This is a genomic window from Streptomyces sp. NBC_01092 (assembly GCF_045039535.1).
Classification (GTDB): Bacteria; Actinomycetota; Actinomycetes; order Streptomycetales; family Streptomycetaceae; genus Streptomyces.
Genome location: NZ_CP108659.1, coordinates 8,680,680 through 8,700,423 on the forward strand (window position 1 = coordinate 8,680,680; position 19,744 = coordinate 8,700,423).

At 68.0% G+C, this 19,744-nt stretch carries 19 protein-coding genes and 1 tRNA gene; 7 read left to right on the forward strand and 13 right to left on the reverse strand.

The genetic code is table 11. The features are described from left to right. The first annotated feature begins 126 nt into the window (after positions 1 to 126). Positions 127 to 1,266 carry a hypothetical protein gene (locus tag OG254_RS39210; RefSeq protein WP_405591756.1) on the forward strand — a complete coding sequence of 380 codons (1,140 nt, stop codon included), beginning with the start codon at positions 127 to 129 and terminating at the stop codon, positions 1,264 to 1,266. A gap of 153 nt (positions 1,267 to 1,419) precedes the next feature. Here the strand turns inward: OG254_RS39210 and OG254_RS39215 are convergent, their stop codons facing one another. The 7 genes from OG254_RS39215 to OG254_RS39245 all read right to left on the reverse strand — a co-directional run bounded on the left by OG254_RS39215 (position 1,420) and on the right by OG254_RS39245 (position 8,683). Continuing rightward, on the reverse strand, positions 1,420 to 1,653 hold the full coding sequence (locus OG254_RS39215; protein WP_405591758.1) for a hypothetical protein: 234 nt from the start codon (positions 1,651 to 1,653) through the stop codon (positions 1,420 to 1,422). Between the two features lie 322 nt (positions 1,654 to 1,975). Further along, positions 1,976 to 3,013, reverse strand: a complete 1,038-nt coding sequence (locus OG254_RS39220) for a Rieske 2Fe-2S domain-containing protein (RefSeq protein ID WP_405595461.1) — start codon at positions 3,011 to 3,013, stop codon at positions 1,976 to 1,978. Further along, on the reverse strand, positions 3,013 to 4,101 hold the full coding sequence (locus OG254_RS39225) for a terpene synthase family protein (protein ID WP_405591761.1): 1,089 nt from the start codon (positions 4,099 to 4,101) through the stop codon (positions 3,013 to 3,015). The genes OG254_RS39220 and OG254_RS39225 overlap by 1 nt, the downstream gene beginning before the upstream one ends. A 17-nt stretch (positions 4,102 to 4,118) precedes the next feature. Next, positions 4,119 to 5,414 (reverse strand): polyprenyl synthetase family protein, encoded by a 1,296-nt coding sequence (locus tag OG254_RS39230; protein WP_405591764.1) that lies wholly within the window; start codon positions 5,412 to 5,414, stop codon positions 4,119 to 4,121. A gap of 110 nt (positions 5,415 to 5,524) precedes the next feature. After that, positions 5,525 to 6,919: a hypothetical protein gene (locus OG254_RS39235; protein ID WP_405591767.1), complete on the reverse strand. Its 1,395-nt coding sequence runs from the start codon at positions 6,917 to 6,919 to the stop codon at positions 5,525 to 5,527. Between the two features lie 356 nt (positions 6,920 to 7,275). Further along, positions 7,276 to 7,593, reverse strand: a complete 318-nt coding sequence (locus OG254_RS39240) for a helix-turn-helix domain-containing protein (RefSeq protein WP_405591770.1) — start codon at positions 7,591 to 7,593, stop codon at positions 7,276 to 7,278. 10 nt (positions 7,594 to 7,603) lie between these two features. Further along, positions 7,604 to 8,683 carry a tyrosine-type recombinase/integrase gene (locus OG254_RS39245; RefSeq protein ID WP_405591773.1) on the reverse strand — a complete coding sequence of 360 codons (1,080 nt, stop codon included), beginning with the start codon at positions 8,681 to 8,683 and terminating at the stop codon, positions 7,604 to 7,606. A gap of 93 nt (positions 8,684 to 8,776) precedes the next feature. Here OG254_RS39245 and OG254_RS39250 point away from each other — a divergent pair, with 93 nt between their 5' ends. Then, positions 8,777 to 9,544 (forward strand): LAETG motif-containing sortase-dependent surface protein, encoded by a 768-nt coding sequence (locus OG254_RS39250; RefSeq protein WP_405591776.1) that lies wholly within the window; start codon positions 8,777 to 8,779, stop codon positions 9,542 to 9,544. Between the two features lie 130 nt (positions 9,545 to 9,674). Here the strand turns inward: OG254_RS39250 and OG254_RS39255 are convergent, their stop codons facing one another. Beyond that, positions 9,675 to 9,821, reverse strand: a complete 147-nt coding sequence (locus tag OG254_RS39255; protein WP_405591779.1) for a hypothetical protein — start codon at positions 9,819 to 9,821, stop codon at positions 9,675 to 9,677. 449 nt (positions 9,822 to 10,270) lie between these two features. Between OG254_RS39255 and OG254_RS39260 the strand changes: the two genes are divergently transcribed. Beyond that, positions 10,271 to 10,519 carry a hypothetical protein gene (locus OG254_RS39260; protein WP_405591782.1) on the forward strand — a complete coding sequence of 83 codons (249 nt, stop codon included), beginning with the start codon at positions 10,271 to 10,273 and terminating at the stop codon, positions 10,517 to 10,519. On the opposite strand, the gene OG254_RS39265 is transcribed toward OG254_RS39260, so the two are convergent. Then, a tRNA-Trp gene (locus OG254_RS39265) sits at positions 10,510 to 10,585 on the reverse strand. The genes OG254_RS39260 and OG254_RS39265 overlap by 10 nt on opposite strands. Positions 10,586 to 10,642: 57 nt before the next feature. Then, the gene (locus OG254_RS39270) at positions 10,643 to 11,185 is read right to left on the reverse strand and encodes an AAA family ATPase (protein ID WP_405595463.1); all 543 of its coding nucleotides are present in this window, start codon (positions 11,183 to 11,185) and stop codon (positions 10,643 to 10,645) included. A 227-nt stretch (positions 11,186 to 11,412) separates the two neighbouring features. Between OG254_RS39270 and OG254_RS39275 the strand changes: the two genes are divergently transcribed. Next, on the forward strand, positions 11,413 to 11,577 hold the full coding sequence (locus OG254_RS39275) for a hypothetical protein (RefSeq protein ID WP_405591785.1): 165 nt from the start codon (positions 11,413 to 11,415) through the stop codon (positions 11,575 to 11,577). Between the two features lie 95 nt (positions 11,578 to 11,672). Further along, positions 11,673 to 12,161, forward strand: coding sequence for a hypothetical protein (locus tag OG254_RS39280; RefSeq protein WP_405591790.1), 489 nt, complete (start codon positions 11,673 to 11,675; stop codon positions 12,159 to 12,161). Between the two features lie 168 nt (positions 12,162 to 12,329). Here the strand turns inward: OG254_RS39280 and OG254_RS39285 are convergent, their stop codons facing one another. Genes OG254_RS39285 through OG254_RS39295 form a run of 3 tightly spaced genes read right to left on the reverse strand, consistent with a single transcriptional unit; the run spans position 12,330 to position 17,659 of the window. Further along, positions 12,330 to 15,479, reverse strand: a complete 3,150-nt coding sequence (locus OG254_RS39285) for an error-prone DNA polymerase (RefSeq protein WP_405591793.1) — start codon at positions 15,477 to 15,479, stop codon at positions 12,330 to 12,332. Next, complete coding sequence (locus tag OG254_RS39290) at positions 15,472 to 16,992, reverse strand: DNA polymerase Y family protein (RefSeq protein WP_405591795.1); 1,521 nt, start codon at positions 16,990 to 16,992, stop codon at positions 15,472 to 15,474. Before OG254_RS39290 ends, OG254_RS39285 begins: the two co-directional genes overlap by 8 nt. Positions 16,993 to 16,999: 7 nt before the next feature. After that, entirely contained in the window at positions 17,000 to 17,659 is a 660-nt protein-coding gene (locus OG254_RS39295) for a hypothetical protein (RefSeq protein WP_405591798.1), read from the reverse strand. A gap of 245 nt (positions 17,660 to 17,904) precedes the next feature. On the opposite strand from OG254_RS39295, the gene OG254_RS39300 reads away from it, so the two are divergent. Together OG254_RS39300 and OG254_RS39305 are read left to right on the forward strand one after the other, a co-directional pair. Beyond that, the gene (locus OG254_RS39300) at positions 17,905 to 18,636 is read left to right on the forward strand and encodes a hypothetical protein (protein ID WP_405591800.1); all 732 of its coding nucleotides are present in this window, start codon (positions 17,905 to 17,907) and stop codon (positions 18,634 to 18,636) included. 111 nt (positions 18,637 to 18,747) lie between these two features. Continuing rightward, complete coding sequence (locus OG254_RS39305; protein ID WP_405591803.1) at positions 18,748 to 19,728, forward strand: ATP-dependent DNA ligase; 981 nt, start codon at positions 18,748 to 18,750, stop codon at positions 19,726 to 19,728. Positions 19,729 to 19,744 lie beyond the last annotated feature (16 nt).

Below are 19,744 nucleotides of genomic sequence, written 5' to 3' on the forward strand. Positions count from 1 at the left end.
AGCCGGTCATGCCGGCGGCGAGTAGGCGCCGTTTGATGACGTGGGACTCTGGGCAGCGGTGTATTTGCGTCTCCGGGGGCCCTGGCGTCCGCGCCGAGGTCCGAAGGCTTCGTCAAAGGATGCGTCATGACGGTCAAGGCTTCGCAGACCGAGTCCATCAGGCTGACGGTTCCGCCACTGTACATTCCCTTCTCCCCGTCCACGGCAGCGCTGGCTGCGGAATCGGAGAAGCGCAGCATGGAGTTCCTGCAGCGCAACGGCTTACTCGATGCCCCAGACCTCAGGGCCCGAGCCGTCGGCATCCATAACGGCGAGTTCGTCGCCCGTGTCTGCCACGAGACCACGTGGAGTGAGCCGTTCCAGCTCATGTCCGACTTCACGCACCTGGCGTTCCTCCTCGACGACTATCTCGACGGCTCCGTCACCACCCAGGACCCGCCGCAGAACCCCCTCTCGTTCCTCCGTATCGCCCATGCCCTGTTCCAGGTCATCAAGGAACCCGACTCCCGCAGCGCGCACGAACTCGGCGTCTTCGCCAACGCCATCCGCGAGGTGGGGCAGCGGTTCGACGACCTGGGCAACCACGCCTACACCCTGCGCTTCGTGCGCGATCTGCGCGAGTGGGTCACCGCCTCCCTCTGGCAGAACGCCGACCTCGCCACCGGGAGCTTCCCCAGCGACTTCGACATCGTCTTGGAGCGGCTCGTCGGCATCGCAGGGCACGGCGTCTTCACCCCCTTCTTCGCCTTCTTCACCCCTGTCCCGGTCGCAGTCGAAGTCCTGGACTCACGACCCGTGCGCGACCTCGTCGAACTCATGGCCACCATCTGCGAACTGCACAACCACATGCTCTCCCTGGGCAAGGACCTCTGGATGAGCAGGCACTACCGCAGCGAGGAGAACGCCACCGGCCTGAACGTCGTGGCGCACCTGGCCCACATCGACGACCTCCGCCCTGATGAGGCGCTCCAGCGCGCGGCGGACTACGCCAACGCCCTCACGGGACAGTTCATGCGCCTGTACACGAGGATGTACGCAGAGGCGGACGAGGCCACCGCCCACTATCTCGGGGACGTGGCCCAGACCATTCGCGGGAACTATGACTGGCACCTGCTCACCCCCCGCTACCGCAACCCGGACGGACACCACCCCGACGCCGTGATCATCACCTCCACCACCCTCGACCAACCCCCCGCCGACGACGGCCCGCCCTCTCCCGCCGCCACCCGCTGGTGGCACACTGCCCCCCTTGCACCAGCCCGCTGACGTGCCTAACAGCCCTTGACCAACACCCCGGTCGGCGTCCGTGGTTGTCGCCGCGGCCTCGGACGCCTCAGCGCCTCTCCAACGTGCACGCCGGGACAACGACGCCGAGCTCGGTCGGTGACACCCGAATCCGCGCCCGACCCGACCCGTGGCCTACCAGCTGGAGAGCCGCCGCCCGAGTTCCTTCAGGTAGGCGTCCCCGTACGTTTCCGCCAGGTCGTCCAGGTCGATCACCGCCGGGATATCGGTGCCCGGTCGACTCTCGATCAGGAACGCCACCGTCTCCCGCGCGATCCGCTCCTCCTCCACGCCCGACAGCCCGGCCCGCTCCACCACCCCGTCCGTGACCCGCACCTGGCTGGAAGTCCACAGTCCCGTCCTCCACACGGACCAGGTACTCCTGGCCTCCCAGGGGCTCCACCCGAATCGCACCCCCACCGCAACGCCGCGCGGCCAGCAGACCCACGATGACCTGGGAGAAGCTCCTGTTAGTCGCCCCTACGGCATCACCCGGACGGAGCAGCCAACATGGCTATTGCCTGTTCCCGGCGTATTCCGTCGATCCCCCGTCCTGGCTCGCCGAACCGGCGCTACCCGGTAAGTGGGTTGGGCAGAATGCCAGGCATGGATCAAGTGTTGGCGGCCCTGCCCGGCGCCGTTGCCGCATCTGACGGAACCGCCGCCGCAGCGGCGGTGGGCACAGCAAGTCTCAGCGAAGCCCCTCAGGGATCTCGTAGAATCGTTCCGCCCATTTGCGGTATTTGCCGATGTACTGATCGGCCGCCACTAGGCGTGGCTGTGCTTGGTACTCCTGGTAGTGGAGTGTGGCCAGATCCGCGTTGAAGTCGTTGACGTTCACCAACAGGGCGAGCTGCTGGATTAGCTGTGCCGTCCAGTGCTCAAGTGGCCGGAGCATTCGCGGAAGAGCCGGCTGGGTCACCGTTGTCACCACCCGCACATGGATGCGCCATGGCGCGATCGGTGTGGGGAGCACCATGACCCGGAACTTCAGACGCGGCCGGGGCAGGTCGAAGTGCAGCAGCAACATACTCATGCCGTACACAGTCGCGCTCGCGGGCAGTGACAGCACCTTTCCGGCTATGAGCGGCCAGTCCGTCACGAACTCCAAGGTCACCCTCGTGTCGTCGAACGTGATGTTCGGCGGGTGCTGGGTGACGCCGTGGAGCTGCGCGATGTGGTGGCTATCAAAGACGTTCTCCATGATCTGCTGCGGGTGCGACGCCATGTCGAACCGGTGCCACGCCGGTTCCCGCCAGCCCTTCGCCGGAAGATCCGGCAGTTCCCACTCCGGCTCTGCTGCTTTCCTGCTGCGCCATACGAACACCGCGCCGCCGGTCTCCATGACCGGGTAGCCGGTCAGCGACGCCTTCGGCGGCGGGCATCCATCAGTCGTGCGCAGGCACGCCCCGCCGTTCAGGTCGAACGACAGGTTGTGGAAGTTGCAGCGGATCTCCTCCCTTTCAACCACGCCTGAGATACCCAGATGGGCCCCCAGGTGGGGACAGTAGGCCCGCAGCGCTGAAAGCCTGCCTGATGCCGTACGGACCAGTACCAGGTCCTCACCCATCAGTTGGCGGGTCAGCTTGGCCCCCGGCTTGATCTCCGCGGACATCGCCAGGCAGAACCAGCCATCGGGATACGGCAGCTTCGGTTCCAACGCCTCATCCGCCGCTCGTGCGCCTCGGCCATCGCGGTACAGCTTCGCGAAGGGCCGGTTCCACTGCATCAGTCCCACCACCAGTCGATCGCGGCGATACCGGGCCTGCCCGACGCCGACGGAGCATCCGAGACGGAGCCGTTCGTGACGACCGCGTTGGGGTGGGAACCGTCCGGATTGGTGTACCGGTCGGCCTCAAGACCGTATTCGAAGTTTCCCCGGAGCAAGAATCCCAGGTCGTCCAGGTAGCGAGTCAGCGACCTCGAGGCCCCCTGGAAGACCTGGGCGCGGAGTTCGTAGAAGCGGGCCACGATCCGGTCCCGGAGTACCACGCACTCTGCCAGGGCCTCGTCCTCCGTCATGGACTGTTCCGACATGAATACACGGATCATGCTGCTGTACCGGGGAGTGCGGCCCCACACGTTCCGTTCGAACCACACGTCTTTCCCGTATGAATATAAGTCGTCGTCCAGGGCCGCGACCGTCCCCGCCATCTCGGTCAGTGCCCTCACCCGGGGCGAGGTGATCTCCGACTCGGGGATCAGCTCGCCTTCCGCGAGCTGGAGCCAGCAGAGTGTCGGCGCGACCGCCCCGTGCATCATCCGCGTGACCACGTAGTCGTTCACTGGCTGGTGCACATCTCGCTGGGTCGCCGGGATCTCCCATCCCATCCCCATGAGCCATGTCGTGTGCGCGTCCGCGAGCCGCTTTATCTGCTCGGGGCAGGCCGAGCGGTGCAGTCTCCGGGCAAGGTCTGTCACTGCCCCCGTGAACGGATGTTCTGAGTCCAGGACACCGGCGGACGGAACCTCAAGCGTCCGGATGATCCGCACCGCCAGATCCAGGAAGGCGAAGTTGTCCCCTCCGAAGTTCCCCTCGTGGACATCGTCGAACACAAACATCAGGTAGGCCCAGTCCACGGCCAGTTGCAGCAGATCGGCATCGGCTCGCGGGCACGGGTATGCGAAAAAGTGCGCGGCACGGCTGTCCGCCACCCTCGTGCGCATCGCCTGGTCAGCGAGGAATCCGTGGCGCTCCATCCAGGACAGTCCACGGTCCTGCAGAAGGGCGACCTGCGGATGGCAGTACAGGGGCTCGGGAAGGTACACCGGTGGGATGGTGATGCTGACTTGGGGTGTTGTCACCTCGGCTGGCAACGTCGGCTCCTTTGGCATCATCGGCTCCTCGTGGTGGCCAGATTGACGAGGTTGCGCAGGGCGTCGGTGACGGCTGGGGCCAACACCGAGGCGTCGAGAGCTTCGAGGGCCTGACGGCGGCGGTCCGTGATCATGCGCTCCGTCTCTTCGCGGGCGCCGGTGGCGATCAGAACCTCGCGGATGCGGTCCGCGCCGTCCTCGTCGAGGGACGGGTCGCCGATGAGAGTCTGAAGGGTGCGTCTTTGAGCAGGGTCGGCACGTTGCACGGCCAGGGACACCAAGGCGGTGGGCCTGCCGGAACGCAGGTCGTCCAGACGCGATTTACCCGTCGCCCGGGGATCACCGAAGGTACCCAGGAGGTCGTCACGGAGTTGGAATGCCTCACCGACGGGCAGGGCGTACCTACTCAAGACGGACAGGGTCACGGCGTTTGCGCCCGAGATCGCTGCACCGATGTGTAGGGGCCGTTCGACGGTGTACTTGGCGGTTTTGAGACGGGCGGCCGTCAGGGCGGTGTCGATGCCCGCCGCGCCGTGGCCGGAGCCGAGCAGGTCGAGGTACTGGCCGTACATCAGCTCGGTGCGCATGTCGTCCAGGATCGGTAGGACGGCGGCGAGTTGGGCAGGGGTGAGTCTGGCAGTGTGCAGGATTTCGTCGGACCAGGCCAGAGCGAGGTCACCCAGCAAGATCGCGGCATGCACTCCCAGCCGCTCGGCGTCAGCACGTGCCGGGTGATGGGCGGCTAGGGCGTGGTGGGCAGTGGGGCGACCGCGACGGACAGCGGAGTCGTCCATGATGTCGTCGTGGATGAGGGCGAAGGTGTGGAACATCTCCAGCGAGGCCGCCGCACGTACCACAGGCCCGGCCGGACCTGCGCCGCCGGCGGCATGCCAGCCGATGACACACAGCACAGGTCGGATTCGCTTGCCGCCCGCGAAGAGGAAGCTGCTCAGTACCTCGACCACCTCACCGGGCAGCCGGTATGTGGCTGCATCGCCGGCCTTCCCGTCAAGGAAGGCAGCCAAGTGTGCGTCGACCTCGCTTCGAATGCTTGCCACGTCGCACGGGTCGGCTCCCCGAACCGAGTCGCTCGGGGCCACCCTCCCACCCTTCCGGCCGTGAACGGTCAATGAGCGAGTGTGCCGGTGATAGAACGCCACATGCCCCCTGCCATCACTCAACATGCTGAAGCCCGCCTCGCAGCTCTCGAAAGTCTTCAAGAGCGAAGATGAATGTGAAAGGTGGCGAACTCGCCGCAACGGCTTGATGCGCTCGACCAGGTAGGGCTCGGGTTCACCATCGGTCCGGACCACGAGTGCGGCGTCGCGCCGATCGCTAGCCCGCTGCTCGACCGCCCAGCAGGATCGGTGCTCACCGGACCTGGGCGGGCCCGGGTTTGTCCGGGCCCGCTGAACCGACGGTGTCAGCCGATGTCGTCGCCGCGTAGGGACGGGCGTGGCCCAGAGTTGCGTAGGCGGTACTCGACGATGCCGGGTTGGTCGACGGTGGAGGTGTAGCGGAGCGCCGCCCCGACGGAGAGGCCGAACAGGTCGCAGATGCGGCGGGGGTCGCCGCCTGTGGATGCGGCTTCGTGAAGGAGACGGTCCTCGCGAATTCGACGGGCGGGCATGCCGAGGGTGTCGTTGATCCAGACGTGGCTGACTCGGCCGGTGCCGCAGGCGGTGGTCTGGGAGATGAACAGGTGCGGATTGGCGGTGCGTGGCCACCGGTTGGTTCGGTATTCCCGGTACTTCTCCAGGCGGGTGCGTACTTCGCTGGCGAGCAGGACGGTGCGGTCTTGCAGGAACAGGCGGCCATCGTGCAGGTCAGTGGTCAGCATCGTCTGCAGCTCTTTGGAGGTGAGCGCGTGGAAGATGATCAGCGAAGCCAGGACCGCTCTCGGTGCGGCCTCGTCCTTCAGGGTCTCGCGGAGGTCAGCCACCTGCACCGGTAGTGGCACGGTTGGGAAGGTGCTGCCACCGGAGATGCGCGTGGTGGGATCGGTGAAGATGACTCCTCGGCGCTTCAGGACACGCAGGATGTGCCGCAAGCCCTGGAGCATTGCCACGCGTGGTGTCCCCCCACCGGGGAGCACGGCGAGGACATCAACACGCGTGACGGATCGTAGTGATTCCGTGCCGTCGGCGGCCCACGTCCGCAGAGCGGGCAGTGCCTCGTACACCTTCTTGTGGATCCACTGGTGCGGGCGGGCCTTGACCCGTGGCGCTGATGTCGCTCCGCTGAGGACAAGTTCGAACCACGTGGTCAGCTCGCTGACCATCGGTTCCGGAAGCGAAGCGGTCTGCTCGTGGAACCAGGTCACGATTCGCGGGGGGCGATCGTCGTCGAGCATGCTGACCTCGGTAAGCAGCTTCAGGATCGGCTTGACCGGCAGGTGCAACGTCGACAGAGGCACGACGTCGGTTGCCCGGAACGGCGCGCCGGGGGTGTCCTGCAAGGCGAGCAGGATGCGCAGTCCACGACCGAGGCCGAAGGCGGCTCCCCTCTTCAGCCCGTGGCGTCGCGCGTAGTCATCAGCTGCCGCCTCCAAGGCCGCTGCGACCCCCGGCGCGTCGACCTCGGGGAATCCGCGTTGCTGGCCGCGTCGCAGATCGCGCTCGTGAGGTGGGAACAGCACGAGCTGCCGGTACTGGACTGGGGCCAACGGTGGTGGCGGATCGGTCGAGGGAGCAGGCTGCCGGTCTTCCTGGGGGGCCTGCCTTAGTTGCAGGCGTCGCTCCATGTCGGCGAGGAACAACTGCTGCCCGTTCCGGTTCGCCTCCTCCAGTTCCAGGGCGCGCTTGGGGTGCCGCAGCATCCGGGCCTGCCGCCAGCACAAGCGACACGCACGGTCGCGTAGACATAGCTTCCGTCCGCAGACCCGGCACGGCCGCGGTCCGGGGTAGTTCCTACGCCAGCCTCGGCAGGCCAGACACAGCCCGCCATTACTTCGCAGCATCCCCCACGCGAAGCAGTCCGGGCAGGATGTTGGGAGCTCAGGAGAACCTCGGTAGCAGTTACGGCATTTGTAGGCTGTCCAGTAGTCCTCTGTCGAGCCGCACTGTCGGCACGGTGGCGGGTCGCACGGTTGCGGTCGACAGCGGTGGCAGTACTTCGAGTGGTGATTGGCCACCGGTCGCTCGTGGCACTTCGGGCAGTTCCTCGGCGCCGTCATCAGATCGGGGGGAGGGTGCGGCCGCGCCCGAGCCGCGGTGCAACTGTTGGAGATCCGGTCGCGGCCTGCGGTTCGGACTTCGGGCGGCGGGCTGCCGCCACCTCTGGTTCATGGATCAGCAGGTCTGCGGTCGTGCAGTTCAGCACCGCGCAGATGATATCCAGGTCATCGAGTCGGACCGTGGTGGGCGTTCCTGTCCACAGCGCGGACATTTTCCCCGTACTGATCTCCAGGCCGGCCTCCGCGAGGCGTCGGCGCATCTCGGTGGACTTCCAGATCCCCTGCTCGGCGGCTGTCATCCGCAGGTTCCAGCGCATATCCTCCTCCTCAGCCCAGGCCCAGCCGGGACGCGACCCGCTGGTTCGCCGCGACCCACGTCTGCTCGATGTGGTTGTCGTGCACGTGGATGTACCGGGTTGTCGTGGACAGCCATTCGTGGCCCAACAGCTCCTGCACCGCTTTCAGATCGACACCCTGCAGGTAAAGCGAGGACGCGCAGAAGTGCCGGAGCACATGCGGAGTCAGCCTCGCGGACCAGGAGGGCAGGAATGCGTCGACCGCGCCCTTCAGCCCTGACCGCAGCGCGTCGTCTCCGGCCCGGAGGCAAAACCCTGCGTGGGGATCACGGCGCTCGCTGGGGAACATCGGGGCGTCGGGGTTGGCATAGTCGTCACCGAACTGATGTCGCACATCACCGAGCCACCAGTCCATCAGGACGTCCGTCGAGTTGATGGCCGGCACCAGGCGAGGTTTCGGTCCCCGTCCTCGGCTTCCCTTGCCGTGCCGGACGTGCAACTTGCCGAAGTCGCCAAGGTCCGGGCGCCAGTCGCGGATGTCCAGCTTGAGCGTCTCGCCGATCCGCGTACCGACCCGGCGCCACAGCGAGGCGGCCATGTAGTCCCTGGCGGCCGGCAGGAACTTCCGCGCCTGCCCCAGCGACTCCCGCCATTCGGCGAACAGCTGGTCCACATCCGCCTCCAACGGCGGGATCCGCGGCGTCCCATACTCGCTCTTTGCCGGGCGGTTGAACTCGTCGATCGGTTGCACCAGCACATGGCCGGTCAGCGCATGCACGTCGCCCTGGTAGCGAGCGATCAGGAAGTCGAAAAACTGGGCGAGCGTCCACGCCTTGCGCTGGACTGTGCTGTGAGCCAGTCGCTTCACCTTGCGCTGATGCGCAAGGAATTGGTCCGCGTCCTCCGGCGCTGTCGCCCACACCGGCCGACCGACGAACCGCACGAACTCGAAGATCACCCGGCGGTCGTCGGCGATGGAGTCGTCGCTTAGCCCAGCGCCAACTCCGGCCAGCAGGAACTGGTCGACCAGTTCCTGCTCAAAGTCCTCGTATTCCTGCGCCGTCTCCAGCCGCCGCGGTGTCCCGATCGACCGGACGACCGCGAGCGTCATGCACGCCTCAGTTCACTGCCTACGTCCATGCGTCATGGATAGCGGCAGACCTTCAGGAATCTCGACGGAACGTCGAACTCTCCACGCGATCGAGTGAACCCCGGCTCACCAGCGCCGCAGGTCAGGAGAAGGTGCATCGAACGGAAGGAACTCACGGGAGTCCCGACAAGCGGCAGCAACCTGCACGATACGGTCGATGACCAGGACGTCATCGTCACCCCCGGCACGGACACGCCGCTCACGATCGTCGACCCGTTCAAGGACGCCTCGGTCCTTCTGAAGGCCAAGGACGACAAGACCGGCAAGCTGTTGGCCGGATCCACGGTCAACATCGGCAGCGGCGACAAGACCCTCCTCACGCTGACCACCGGCTCCGACGGCACGGCTACCGGCAAGCTGCCCATCAACTCCCGTGCCGGAACGGACTTCTGGGTCAAGCAGGTGAAGGCACCCGCCGGCTACGACATCTACAAGCCCTCGGAGGAGTTCAAGGCCAAGCCGGGCGATCCGGTGACGGTCACAACGACCAACACCAAGACGGCGACCACCCCGCCGCCGACGGAGAAGCCGACCGACAAGCCCACCGAGAAGCCGAGCGACAAGCCCTCCCCGGGCAAGCCCGGCAAGGACGAGGACACCCCGGCCCCGCCCGACTCGGCCACCCCCACCTCTGACGAGACCGCGTCGAGCACTGCGGCGCCCGCCCCCGAGGGCTCGCTCGCACACACCGGCGCCGACGCCACACCGTGGCTGCTCGGCGGTGCCGGCCTCCTGATCGTCGCCGGCGCAGGCGCCCTCGTAGTAGCCCGTCGACGCCGTACGGACAACTCCCATAGCGACGAAGGCTCCGCCGAAAGCTGACCCGTCTGGAACGCTAAAGCCCCCCGGAATCCGCGCGATTCCGGGGGGCTTTAGCGTGGGCGAACCTTGCATCTCGCACGGCCCGGTCGCACGATGGCATCCCCCGACTCGGGCCGACGCACACACCGGCCTATCGGGCGCGGAAGATCACCGCCAAGAGCCGCTCTGCCCGAGCCCTGACCGTCGGGTCGGGATGCGACAGGGCCGCTGCAAACAACACCGTCAGCAGGGCGAAAAGCGGGCCAGAGACGGCCGCGAACTGCTCATTGAGTCCCATGCGTTGGGACCGTACCCTATGAGGCAAATGCACTAATTTACCCTTACGGGGGGGGTGTTGCGCAACCTATACGAGTCAACGTCAAGAGAACTGCTGGTCAAGCGCCTTGAAGGGCTCCGGCCGTCCCGCTGGCGTCGAATTTCAGCTGTGATCGACGTCACTAACCGTCGGGGCTCCTTGCTCGGATCCTCTCCATTTGTGGGGGCCGTGCGGTGCGCCACGGTGGCTGCGACGTGAGCCCGGGAGAACGGCCAGAGGGACGGCGGGGCCGGACCCGGACCGGACTCGAGTCGTGCGGAGTTGGGGCGACAACTGCCAGCGCCACACCCTGTCTTGGTGCCACCCCTGTGGTGCCCGACAGGGGCGTCGATGCCGAGTTATCCACAGGCACGCACGTTCCCCCACTCCTCGCTCTACCGTGACGCCCCTGTGGATCACAAGGGGGCGTTATGCACAGGCACGGCACGGTGTTCGAGGAGCTTGCCGTCGAGGTGATGGCCGAGCTGCCGACCGACGAGGCGCGGTACGAAGTCCTCGCGCTCGTCGACATCGCACGAAGGGACCCGTACGCCTTCCCGGACGTGCGGGACACGGGCTCAGTCGAGGAGATCCGGGAGGCTTTCGGCTCGACGTGCTGGATCCAATACATGCCGCACGCGGGCGCGATCGAGGTCCGCGAGATCGGCTGGGCTGGGTGACCGGATTCGAACCGGCGTCCTCGCGATTTTGGAGACCACGCGCGTCGACCACTGCGCTACACCCGCCCGCCGGGATCGTAGCCGTGCAGCTGCCTACTCGGACTCGTCGGTGTTCGAGCATCCTCAGCGGTCTAGGGGCTGCACTGCGTCCAGGCCCGTGTCGCGCAGGATGTGCTTCACCGTGTCGTCCAAGGTGCTGCCGGCGTCGATGACCGTCTCGATGCCGTTGGGCAGCAGGTCCCGTTCGCGATACCACTCGCGCAGGTGCTCGTCGGTGACCTGGCTCAGGTACTCCAGGTCGGGCTTCGTCGAATGCCGACGGAGCGTCTCTTGCAGCGGCACGTCCAAGTAGTAGCAGCGCGAGGTGCCCCGGTGGTCGCGCACGAGATCCTCCAGCATCACGGCATACCGGTCGGCGTACAGGATGCCCTCGATGACGGTGTGGAATCCGGCGTCCAGCGCGTAACGCGCTGTCGCGCCGATCAGTCCGATGTTGGCTGCGCCGGGCCGATCACGCTCGCGCAGCACGACACGGCGCAAGTTGTCCTGCCCGACGAGGGCTAGGTTCCTGCCGAACTGCTCGCGCAGGCCAGATGCAACCGAGGACTTCCCCGAGGCGCTGTTTCCGCGCAAGACAATCAGCCGCGTCTCTTCAGTTCCCACCATCACGATGGGCACCATAGCGAAGCCCGCTGACAGCGCTGCCGTTTCGTCCGACCGGGGAGGCTGGAGCAGCCACCCGTGCTGCCGGCGAGGCGGCCCCTGCGGCACGCCCTGGCCTCACCGGATCACGGCGCCCCGGAGCCTGGCCGAATCAGTCGTTCACCCCTGGCGTTCGTGGTGTTCACCGCCAGGAGTGAACATCCATTCCCGTTCGGGCCGACCTCAAGGAGGTGGATCGCCTGCTCCGCTCGGCGCCGGGTTTCGGCCTCGGCAGCCCGGGACTCCTTGCGATCGACTGGGACGGGATCAACAAGCTCCGGCACCGGCGGGGAGCCCAGCAGATGGACTTTCGCGCCATCGACCGAGCACGCGCCGCCCGCGACGGAAACCCCTGACGCACACGGGTCCAGATGGACCAACAGGCGCGCGACATGCCCCTTCGCTGAGCCTCGACGCCGTCGTTCGGCACCGGCAGCGCTATCGAAGAGGCATGACACCCAAAATTGGCACCAGCATGCCCTTCGATCACCTGACTGCAGCGAGCTCAGAGACGCAGCCAGAGCCACTTTCTGTTCGTCGTCGCCGGCGGAGCCGCCTCCAGGACTCGATCCGGATCTCCGCCCTCGCTTACGAGCACCTCGGCGACAACGGTGCGGCGCTGGAAGCCAGCTACCAGATGATCCGGACAATCCAGAGTCTGCTCGACGAGGACGACTTCAAGAAGTCGCTGGACTTCTTCAACACGGCTTTCGGTCCCCTGACCCCCGAACAGAAGGAGCGGGATTCCTTCTATGAGCGCACACCGCACCGACAGATGCGAGCTGCCACCAATCACTTCGGGGACGAACTCAGTGAGGAACTGAGTGTCACTTATCAAATGATGTATTGCATGGGGCAAATGCTCGGGGACGAGGGCCTCCCGAAATTCCTCAACTTCATCGAAGCCGCATACCTCTGCCCGGACGCCGAAGTCGCCTGACCTGCGCACGGCAATCAGCGCACGGAACTACGAGGGCCCTGCCTTTCGCAGGGTCCTCGTAGTTCCGCAGAGGAAGCAGGTCGGCTGCCGGGGCTGCGTCCGTGATGCCTCTCGGAAGAGTTACTGCGGGCGCGGAGCGTGCACCCGCACCTTCGCTTCCTCTGATCGTCACCTGAATCGCCCCGGCTGGTGGGCCCGAGCGGGGCCCGCCAAGGCGTGTGCGCGGTGCACGATCAGGTTGACCGAGCCGCGGTCTCGTTCGATGTGCCCCTCCAGCAGTACCGCAGGGGCGCCGAGGACTGTCTCGCGCGTGCGTTCCCAGACCGGGGGAGAGAAGACCAGGTTGATCATGCCGGTCTCATCCTCCAGGGCGCCGAACGCCACCCCCTTCGCCGTGGGGGGCCGTTGGATGTACTTGGCCAGTCCGCCGACCCGCACCCGGGTCTGGTCGGCCAGGTCACGGGCCTCGCGCGCAGGCTGCGCCCCGTGCGAGGCCAGCAGAGCACGTAGGTGCTGTGCCGGGTGGGCGGTGGCGCTGGCGCTAGAGGCGTCGAGGTCGGCGGCGGTGGCCTCGGCCGCGGTCATGACCGGCAATTGGGGCGCGGGTGCCAGGTCGTCCAGCCCCGGAAGGACTTCCTGGATCTCGCCCGTGTAGGCGCCGGCCGACCACAGGGCGGTGCGCCGGTCCATGCCGAGGCCGTCGAACGCCCCGGCGGTGGCCAGTTGCTCCATCAGCTTTGCCGACAGCCGTGTGCGGCGGGCGACGTCGGCCACCGAGCGGAACGTCACGGTGCCGCGTGTGGTCAGGATCCGCTTGGCGATCTCCTCGCTGATGCCGGTCACGGAGGTCAGTCCGCGGCGGATCGCCGGCCGCCGCTCCGGCTGATCGGCGTAAGGCTCAAGTGTGGCGTGGACACCGGAGCACTGAATGTCGACGCCCCGGACTTCGATGCCGTGCTGCTTGGCATCCTGGATGAGGGTCTGGGAGTCGTAGAAACCCATCGGGAGATGCGCCATGATCCCCGCAAGCATGGCGTGCGGAAAGTGGTACTTCACCCAGGCGCTGGCATAAATGATGCCTGCCATCGACTGGGCGTGAGACTGCGGGAATCCGTAATCCGAAAACGCTTCTATCATGCCCACGATGCGTTCGGAGGCGGCTTGGGCGATGCCTTTGGCGGCCATCCCGGCTAGCAGTCGTCCGCGCAGCTGTGCCACCTTTTCGGGAGAGTGCTTGGCGGCCATCGCCTTGCGGAGGCGGTCCGCCTCGCCCGGGGTGAAACCTGCACAGTCGATGGCCAGGGCCATGGCCTGCTCTTGCCACAAGGCGACCCCGAGCGTTTTGGAGAGCGCTGGTTCGGCGAGCGGATGCGGATAGGTGACGGGCTCCAGGCCGGCCCGTCGCCGCAAATACGGATGTTTTGATCCGGCCTGAATGGGGCCCGGCCTGATGATTGAGGCGGCCACCGCGAGGTCCTCGAAACACCGTGGCTGCAGCTGCGGCAGGGTCGAGACCTGCGCCCTCGACTCAGCTTGAAAAACCCCTATGGTCCGGCCTGCGGCAATCATGGCGTACACGTCCGGGTCGTCCTGCGGGATCGTGGCCATGTCCAGGTTGATTCCGTGGTGTTCGGCAATGAGGTCGCATGCGGTGTGCAAGGCGGCCAACATGCCCAATCCCAGGATGTCAATTTTCAGAAGATGGGCGGCGGCCACATCGTCTTTATCGCCTTGCAGTACCGAGCGGCCTTCGCGGGTGGCCCATTCGACCGGCATGATTTCCCCGATGGGCTGGCGGGTCAGCACCATCCCTCCGACATGGATGCCCAAATGTCGTGGCAGGGTGTGCAGTTGTCCTGCGAGGGAGCGTACATCGGCGGGGATGTCGGCCTCTGGCCCGGGTGGCTCGTGGTGGATATGGCGGGTCATCTCATTGATCCGCGCCATGGGATAGCCGAGGGCACGTGCTGAATCCCGCACACTCAGGCGGGGTTGGTAGGTGATGAGGTTCGCCACCTGCGCGCAGTGCGACCGGCCGTATTTGGCATACAGGTACTGGATCACCTCCTCCCGGCGGTCGTTCTCGAAATCGATGTCGATGTCCGGGTCGGTCTTCTCGGCGTGCAGAAATCTCTCAAAGAGCAGGCCGTGCTTGAGTGCGTCGACGGAAGTGATGCCCAGCGCGTAGCAGACCACTGAGGAGGCGGCGCTGCCGCGCCCCTGGCACCAGACACCCTGCTCGGCCGCGTACCGCGTGATGTCCCAGCAGATCAAGAAGTAGCCCTGCATGCCCATGCCGGTGATCACGGACAGTTCGTAGTCGAGCTGCTTCCACGCAGCCCCGGCCGCCGGGTCGGTGCGCGGCCCGTACCGGCGGGCGCAGCCTTCTTCCGCGAGGTGGTGCAGATAGCTGCCGGGGGTGTGCCCGGCGGGCACCTCGAAGTGCGGCAGCTGCGGGCGCAGTTTGCTCAGGTCGATGACGCTGCTGCGGGCGAGATCGACGGCGGATGCGATGGCCTGCGGGTAGCGGGCCATGAGGATGCGCATCTCCTCGGCGGTGCGCAGATGCGCCGTCGGGGCCGGCGGCAACTCCCCGATCGCGGTGTCGAGGTTCTCTCGGCGGTGCAGCGCGGTCAGCGCCGCCGCCAGCTGCGCAGAACGCGGGGCCGCGTACCGGACCGCGTTCGTGGCCACCACCGGCAGTCGCCATCGCTGCGCCGCCGCGTGCACGGCGGCGTTGCGCGGGCCGTCTTCGGGGAGCCGGTGATCGACGAGTTCGGCGTGCAGGTGGGTGCGGCCGAAGAGGTCCACCAGCCGGTCCGTCCGGGCATGGACGGCGTCGGTGTCGTACGCGGCCTCGCCGACGACGGGGCAGCCGGTGAGGATCGCCCAATGACCCTCGTGCGCGGCAGCAGACAGCGCGTCGAGGTCGTAGACCGGGGCGCCCTTGGCACCGGCCAGCTGCCCGGCGCTGATCGCCGCGGACAGCCGCGTGAAGCCCAGCAGGCTGCGGGCGATCACCACGATCGACCCCAGTCCCTGGTCCAAGGTGAGTTCCGCGCCGTAGACGGTGCCGATGCCGTACTCGCCCGCGGCCTCCGCCAGACGTCTCGCCCCGTACAGCCCGTTGGTGTCGGTGATCGCCAGGGCCTCGATACCGAGGCGGACGGCCTCGGCGACCAACTCCTCCACGTGGTTGGCGCCGAAGAGGAACGAGCCGGCGGAGTGCACGTGCAACTCCGCCCAGCCGCCGCCCACGGGCGTCGGCGCGGCGCGCGTGGCGGGGAAGTGCAGCACCTTCCCGCGGGGGTCAGCCATAGAGCGCCTCCGCTGCCCACCGGCCGTCCTGGATGTGCAGCAGCCAGGCGCGGCCGTCCGCGCAGGCGACCTGCAGGCGCGCAAGGCGGCGGGCCTGGGCGGGGATCCACCAGTCCTCCAGCACCGGCCACGGTCCGGTCCACCCGGTCACCGCCACCGGCGCGGCGCCGTCGATGGACAGCGCGGTGGGGGCTTGGGTGAGCAGGGTGCGTCCGCTCACCCCGACCGGGCCGCCATCTGCCCCGATCACCTGGGCGGGGCGCGGGGTGGAGTAGACGACGGCCGGGTGCGGGGCCGGCAGCCGCCCCGGCCACGTCCCCTCCACCATCGGGCGCGAGCGCGCATCGCCGTAGGGGATGTCCACGATCCGCTCGCCCGGACCGCGGCCTCCGGCGAGTTCCTGACGTACCACCGCGCGGTGTCCGAGCATCGCCTGCAGCTGTCCCGCGGCGTGCTCCAGTTCCTCCGGCGCGATCCGCGGCCCGAACAACAACGGCTGCCGCCCGGTCGCCGCCGACAGTCCCTCTGGGACCAGCCGCAGTGTGGTGATCCCCGCCGCGGCGCTGTTGAGCTGCCCGGTCTCGGCCCAGGCGGCGATCTGCCAGCGCACCCGTTCGGCCACCGCCAGCGCCGAGAGCCGACCCTCGTGCCGCCACAGTCGCGACAGGCGCAGCCCGCTCGTGAGGCCCACTTCGACCTGCAGCCTGGCGCACACCGCCCCGGCCCGCGCGAGGCGGCCGTGAAGCTGTTCGGCGAGGGCTTTGGCGAGGAAGATGACCGGTTCGAGATTGTCCTCGGGCGGCTCGAACGCCTCGGCCACGCTGTAGTCACTATCCGCCCCGGAGGTGTTGAGCGGCCGGGCCTCCTGGCCGCGGGCGGTGCGTTGTGCCGCGGCGCCGTCGTGTCCGAACCGGGCCAGCACCCGGTCCCCCGGCAGCGCTGCGAACGCTCCCAAGGTGGTGATGCCCAGGCGGGGCAGCAGCTGAGACAGCCGCGGGCGGCCCAGCACCCCCACCGGATACGGGGCCAGAAAGTCCGCGGTCTGCCCGGCCGGCACCAGGACCCCGGCCTGCCCGGCCCGCACCGCCAGGGCGGCAGCGAACACGGTGTCCGCCGCGCCGGTACGTGATTCGATCCCGGCATCCGTGAGCACGGTGGTGATGTGCTCCACGAGGGCCGGCTCGCCGCCGAAATAGCGGGCGGGGCCGCGAGCGGGCAGGGCGATCAGGCCGGGGCGCAGGACTTCCATGTGCGGAGCGACGCGCTTCTCCAGCAGGCGCAGCACCGGCTCGAACGCCCGAGTCTCCGCCTCGGGGTCCCGGTCGAGCAGCCTGAGTTGGGGGCAGCGTCCGGATGCCTGGCGTACCCGCATCCCGCGTCGTACGCCGTGCCGGCGGGCCTCCCTCGAACAGGCCATCACCCGCTCCCGCGCGATGATCGCCACGGGCTCGTCGTGATCCTCGCCCGTGGCCACCACGGGCCAGTCCATCATCCAGATCGCTAGTGCACGCACTGCTGGCTCACCCCGCGGTGACGGGCCGCAGCGGCACCACATCCGCGTCCGCGGTGGCCGAGGGCTCGGCGATCAGCTGGACCGAGCCGTCCGGCCCGGGCAGCCACACCTGGGCATGCCGCGGCTGCGTCGCGGCACCCCGACCGGCCACCACGAGACGGGCACGTCGGCCGGCGAGCAGACCAAAGCCGTCCCCGAGCCCGTCCCAGCGGGCCTCGGCCACCCGCAGCCGCAGCTGCGCCTCCGGCCAGTCCTGCCAGGTCAGCAGCGTCGTGCCGGAGCGCCGCAGGCGGGCCGCGATGCGACGGCTGGTGCGCAGGGCCACCTGCCCTACGGGGCCGAGCAAGACCACCGGCGCCGCCTCGCACACCGTCGCCAGTACCTCGGGCCACCGCCGTCCCGGCTCGGGTACGGCCAGCCCGCAAGCCAGGTCCAAACCGGCATCCGCCGCAGCCAGCCCGCCGAGCTGCGGCAGACCGACCGCCGCCCAGGCGCCGCCGTCGGCGGCGGCCTCCGCGGCCAATGCGATCAGCAGGGGCAGGTCGCCCCCAGCGCTCACCACCGCACCGCGGGGCAGCTTCCCACCCGGGAGCAGGCTGGAGAGCGTGCCGGACTTGGCTCCGGTCGCCTCCGGAGTCCCTCGCTCACCAGGCGAAACGACGTACATGAACACATGTTCGATTCCCTGTGCGAGAAATGCAAGCGGGCGAACGCCACACCACTCGCACGAGCCTCGCGACCGACTGCGGTCGACAGCTCCGGTGAGAGGAGCGTCGGTTGTGAACGACCATGCCGCGTACGCCCGTTCGCCTCGCCCCGCCCGAATCCGCCCGGCGCAGGCCCACCGGCGGCGGAATCCTGCGGTCTCGCCGAGGGACAGGCGTGCCGCACGGGCCTCGCTACGCTGCCGCAGTGATCGAGTCCTCCTCGCTGCCCGGCGATCCCACCGAGCTCCACCTACGGATCTCCTTCGATGACGAACTGTGGGACACCCCGCAGGCCGACACGCTGGAGCGGTGGAACGTCGCCATCCTGCACCGCCGACGCACACATGACGCAGCTCAAGACACGGCAACGGGCAGCGCCTGCGACACCGCGGACCGCCCGTCGGGCACGACGGAGGACGTCGCCATCGGAGAGATGACCTTCTACCGGGTACATCTCGACCGCGGCCGGAACGCCTACTGGGCCATGGAAGAGGAATCCGAGGAGCTGTACGAGACCGCCCAGGTCCTCCTCGATGCCCAGACGGGCTCGTTCACGAGCGAGGTCAGCGAGCGGCTGGAATACGTCGGCTCCGCCCTGCTCGTCATGGACCGGGTGACCCTTGAGCCACAGTGGCGCGGCCACGGGCTGGCTCCCGTACTCGCTATTGAGGCGATCCACCGGCTCATGGCCGGCTGCCGGGCCATTGCCTGCTCGCCCGGCGTCACCGACCTCAGCAGTCAACGTCTGATGGACAGGTCGGAGTGGGACCGCGTGAACGCCAAGATCACTCAGGGGTGGGAGCGCATCGGGTTCCGCCTGTACCGCGACAACGTCTATCTCCTGTCGCCGGCCTCGCAGGACCTGGAGGAGCAGCGCGGCGTACTTCGTGGGCAGCTCGCGGAACTCGGCGCGTCCTGGCGGACCACGATCTCCTGATGGACTCCGCTGTCGACGTACAGACCGCGCACCCGGACAAGGCCCTGCCGCCAATCCGCTGACCGGGCGACACTTCCCCCGTCGCCTGCTCACGGTGGAACACCTTCGACCATGTCCTCGACCTGGTCCCTGCCGGAGCCGATGCTCGCCACCCCCACATCCGACCCCGTGCTCCACCCGGAACACGCGGCCGAACCGAAATGGGACGGCTACCGGGCGCTGCTGGGACGGTGGCCCGGCGACCGGGTCCTGATCCGTTCCCGCCGAGGCGGGAACCTGACGGCGGGCTTTCCCGAGATCGTCGCCGCGGCCTCGCAGTTGCCCGACGACACGGCGCTCGACGGGGAACTGGTGGTGTGGGAGAGCGACCGGCTGTCCTTCGAGCGTCTTCAGCAGCGTGCGCACCGCAGGGCGGCGACCGCTGTCCGTGCGGCCGAGCAGTGGCCAGCCCACTTTGTCGCCTTCGACCTGCTGCGGGCGGGCGCCGACCTGACCGCGCAGCCCTACCAGGCTCGCCGCGCGGCACTGGAACAGCTCTTCGCCGACCACCGCCTACAGGCTCCCTGGACCCTGTGTCCCTCCACCACCGACCCGAAGCAGGCCACCGACTGGCTGGAGTGGTCGACGGCCGGACTGGAGGGCCTCGTCTTCAAGCGCCTGGACCAGCGGTACCTGCCCGCGTTCAGGGCGTGGCGCAAATACCGCACCCGGCACACGACCGAGGCCGTGATCGGCGCGGTCACCGGTGCCCCGACCGCACCCACCACGGCCCTGCTCGGCCGTTTCGACGCCGACGGCCGACTCCAGTACACCGGACGCACCACCGTCCTGAACCTGGCCGTCCGCCAAATTCTTGCCGCCGAACTCCTACAGGGCGGACCCGCGCACCCGTGGACGGGCTGGACATTCAGCGCGAGCTGGGGGTCGCGGGAGCAGCTCGCCGTACGGCTGGTCGAGCCGGTTGTCGTCGCGGAGGTCGCGGTCGACGTGTCCCTGGACGCGGCCGGCCGCTGGCGCCACCCCGTGCGGCTGGAGCGTGTCAGGAGCGATCTGACTCCCGGTGATGTGCCGCTGTTCGGGCAAGAACTCTGACCTCGGACAGCTCCCC

Coding starts and splice junctions, on each gene's coding strand:
- OG254_RS39210 (WP_405591756.1), top strand. CDS start 127: ATGACGGTCAAGGCTTCGCAGACCGAGTCCATCAGGCTGACGGTTCCG.
- OG254_RS39220 (WP_405595461.1), bottom strand. CDS start 3,013: ATGCAGTGGAACCGGCCCTTCGCGAAGCTGTACCGCGATGGCCGAGGC.
- OG254_RS39235 (WP_405591767.1), bottom strand. CDS start 6,919: ATGCTGCGGCACCCCAAGCGCGCCCTGGAACTGGAGGAGGCGAACCGG.
- OG254_RS39240 (WP_405591770.1), bottom strand. CDS start 7,593: ATGCGCTGGAACCTGCGGATGACAGCCGCCGAGCAGGGGATCTGGAAG.
- OG254_RS39245 (WP_405591773.1), bottom strand. CDS start 8,683: ATGACGCTCGCGGTCGTCCGGTCGATCGGGACACCGCGGCGGCTGGAG.
- OG254_RS39255 (WP_405591779.1), bottom strand. CDS start 9,821: ATGGGACTCAATGAGCAGTTCGCGGCCGTCTCTGGCCCGCTTTTCGCC.
- OG254_RS39260 (WP_405591782.1), top strand. CDS start 10,271: ATGCACAGGCACGGCACGGTGTTCGAGGAGCTTGCCGTCGAGGTGATG.
- OG254_RS39270 (WP_405595463.1), bottom strand. CDS start 11,185: ATGGTGGGAACTGAAGAGACGCGGCTGATTGTCTTGCGCGGAAACAGC.
- OG254_RS39280 (WP_405591790.1), top strand. CDS start 11,673: ATGACACCCAAAATTGGCACCAGCATGCCCTTCGATCACCTGACTGCA.
- OG254_RS39285 (WP_405591793.1), bottom strand. CDS start 15,479: ATGGCTGACCCCCGCGGGAAGGTGCTGCACTTCCCCGCCACGCGCGCC.
- OG254_RS39295 (WP_405591798.1), bottom strand. CDS start 17,659: ATGTACGTCGTTTCGCCTGGTGAGCGAGGGACTCCGGAGGCGACCGGA.
- OG254_RS39305 (WP_405591803.1), top strand. CDS start 18,748: ATGTCCTCGACCTGGTCCCTGCCGGAGCCGATGCTCGCCACCCCCACA.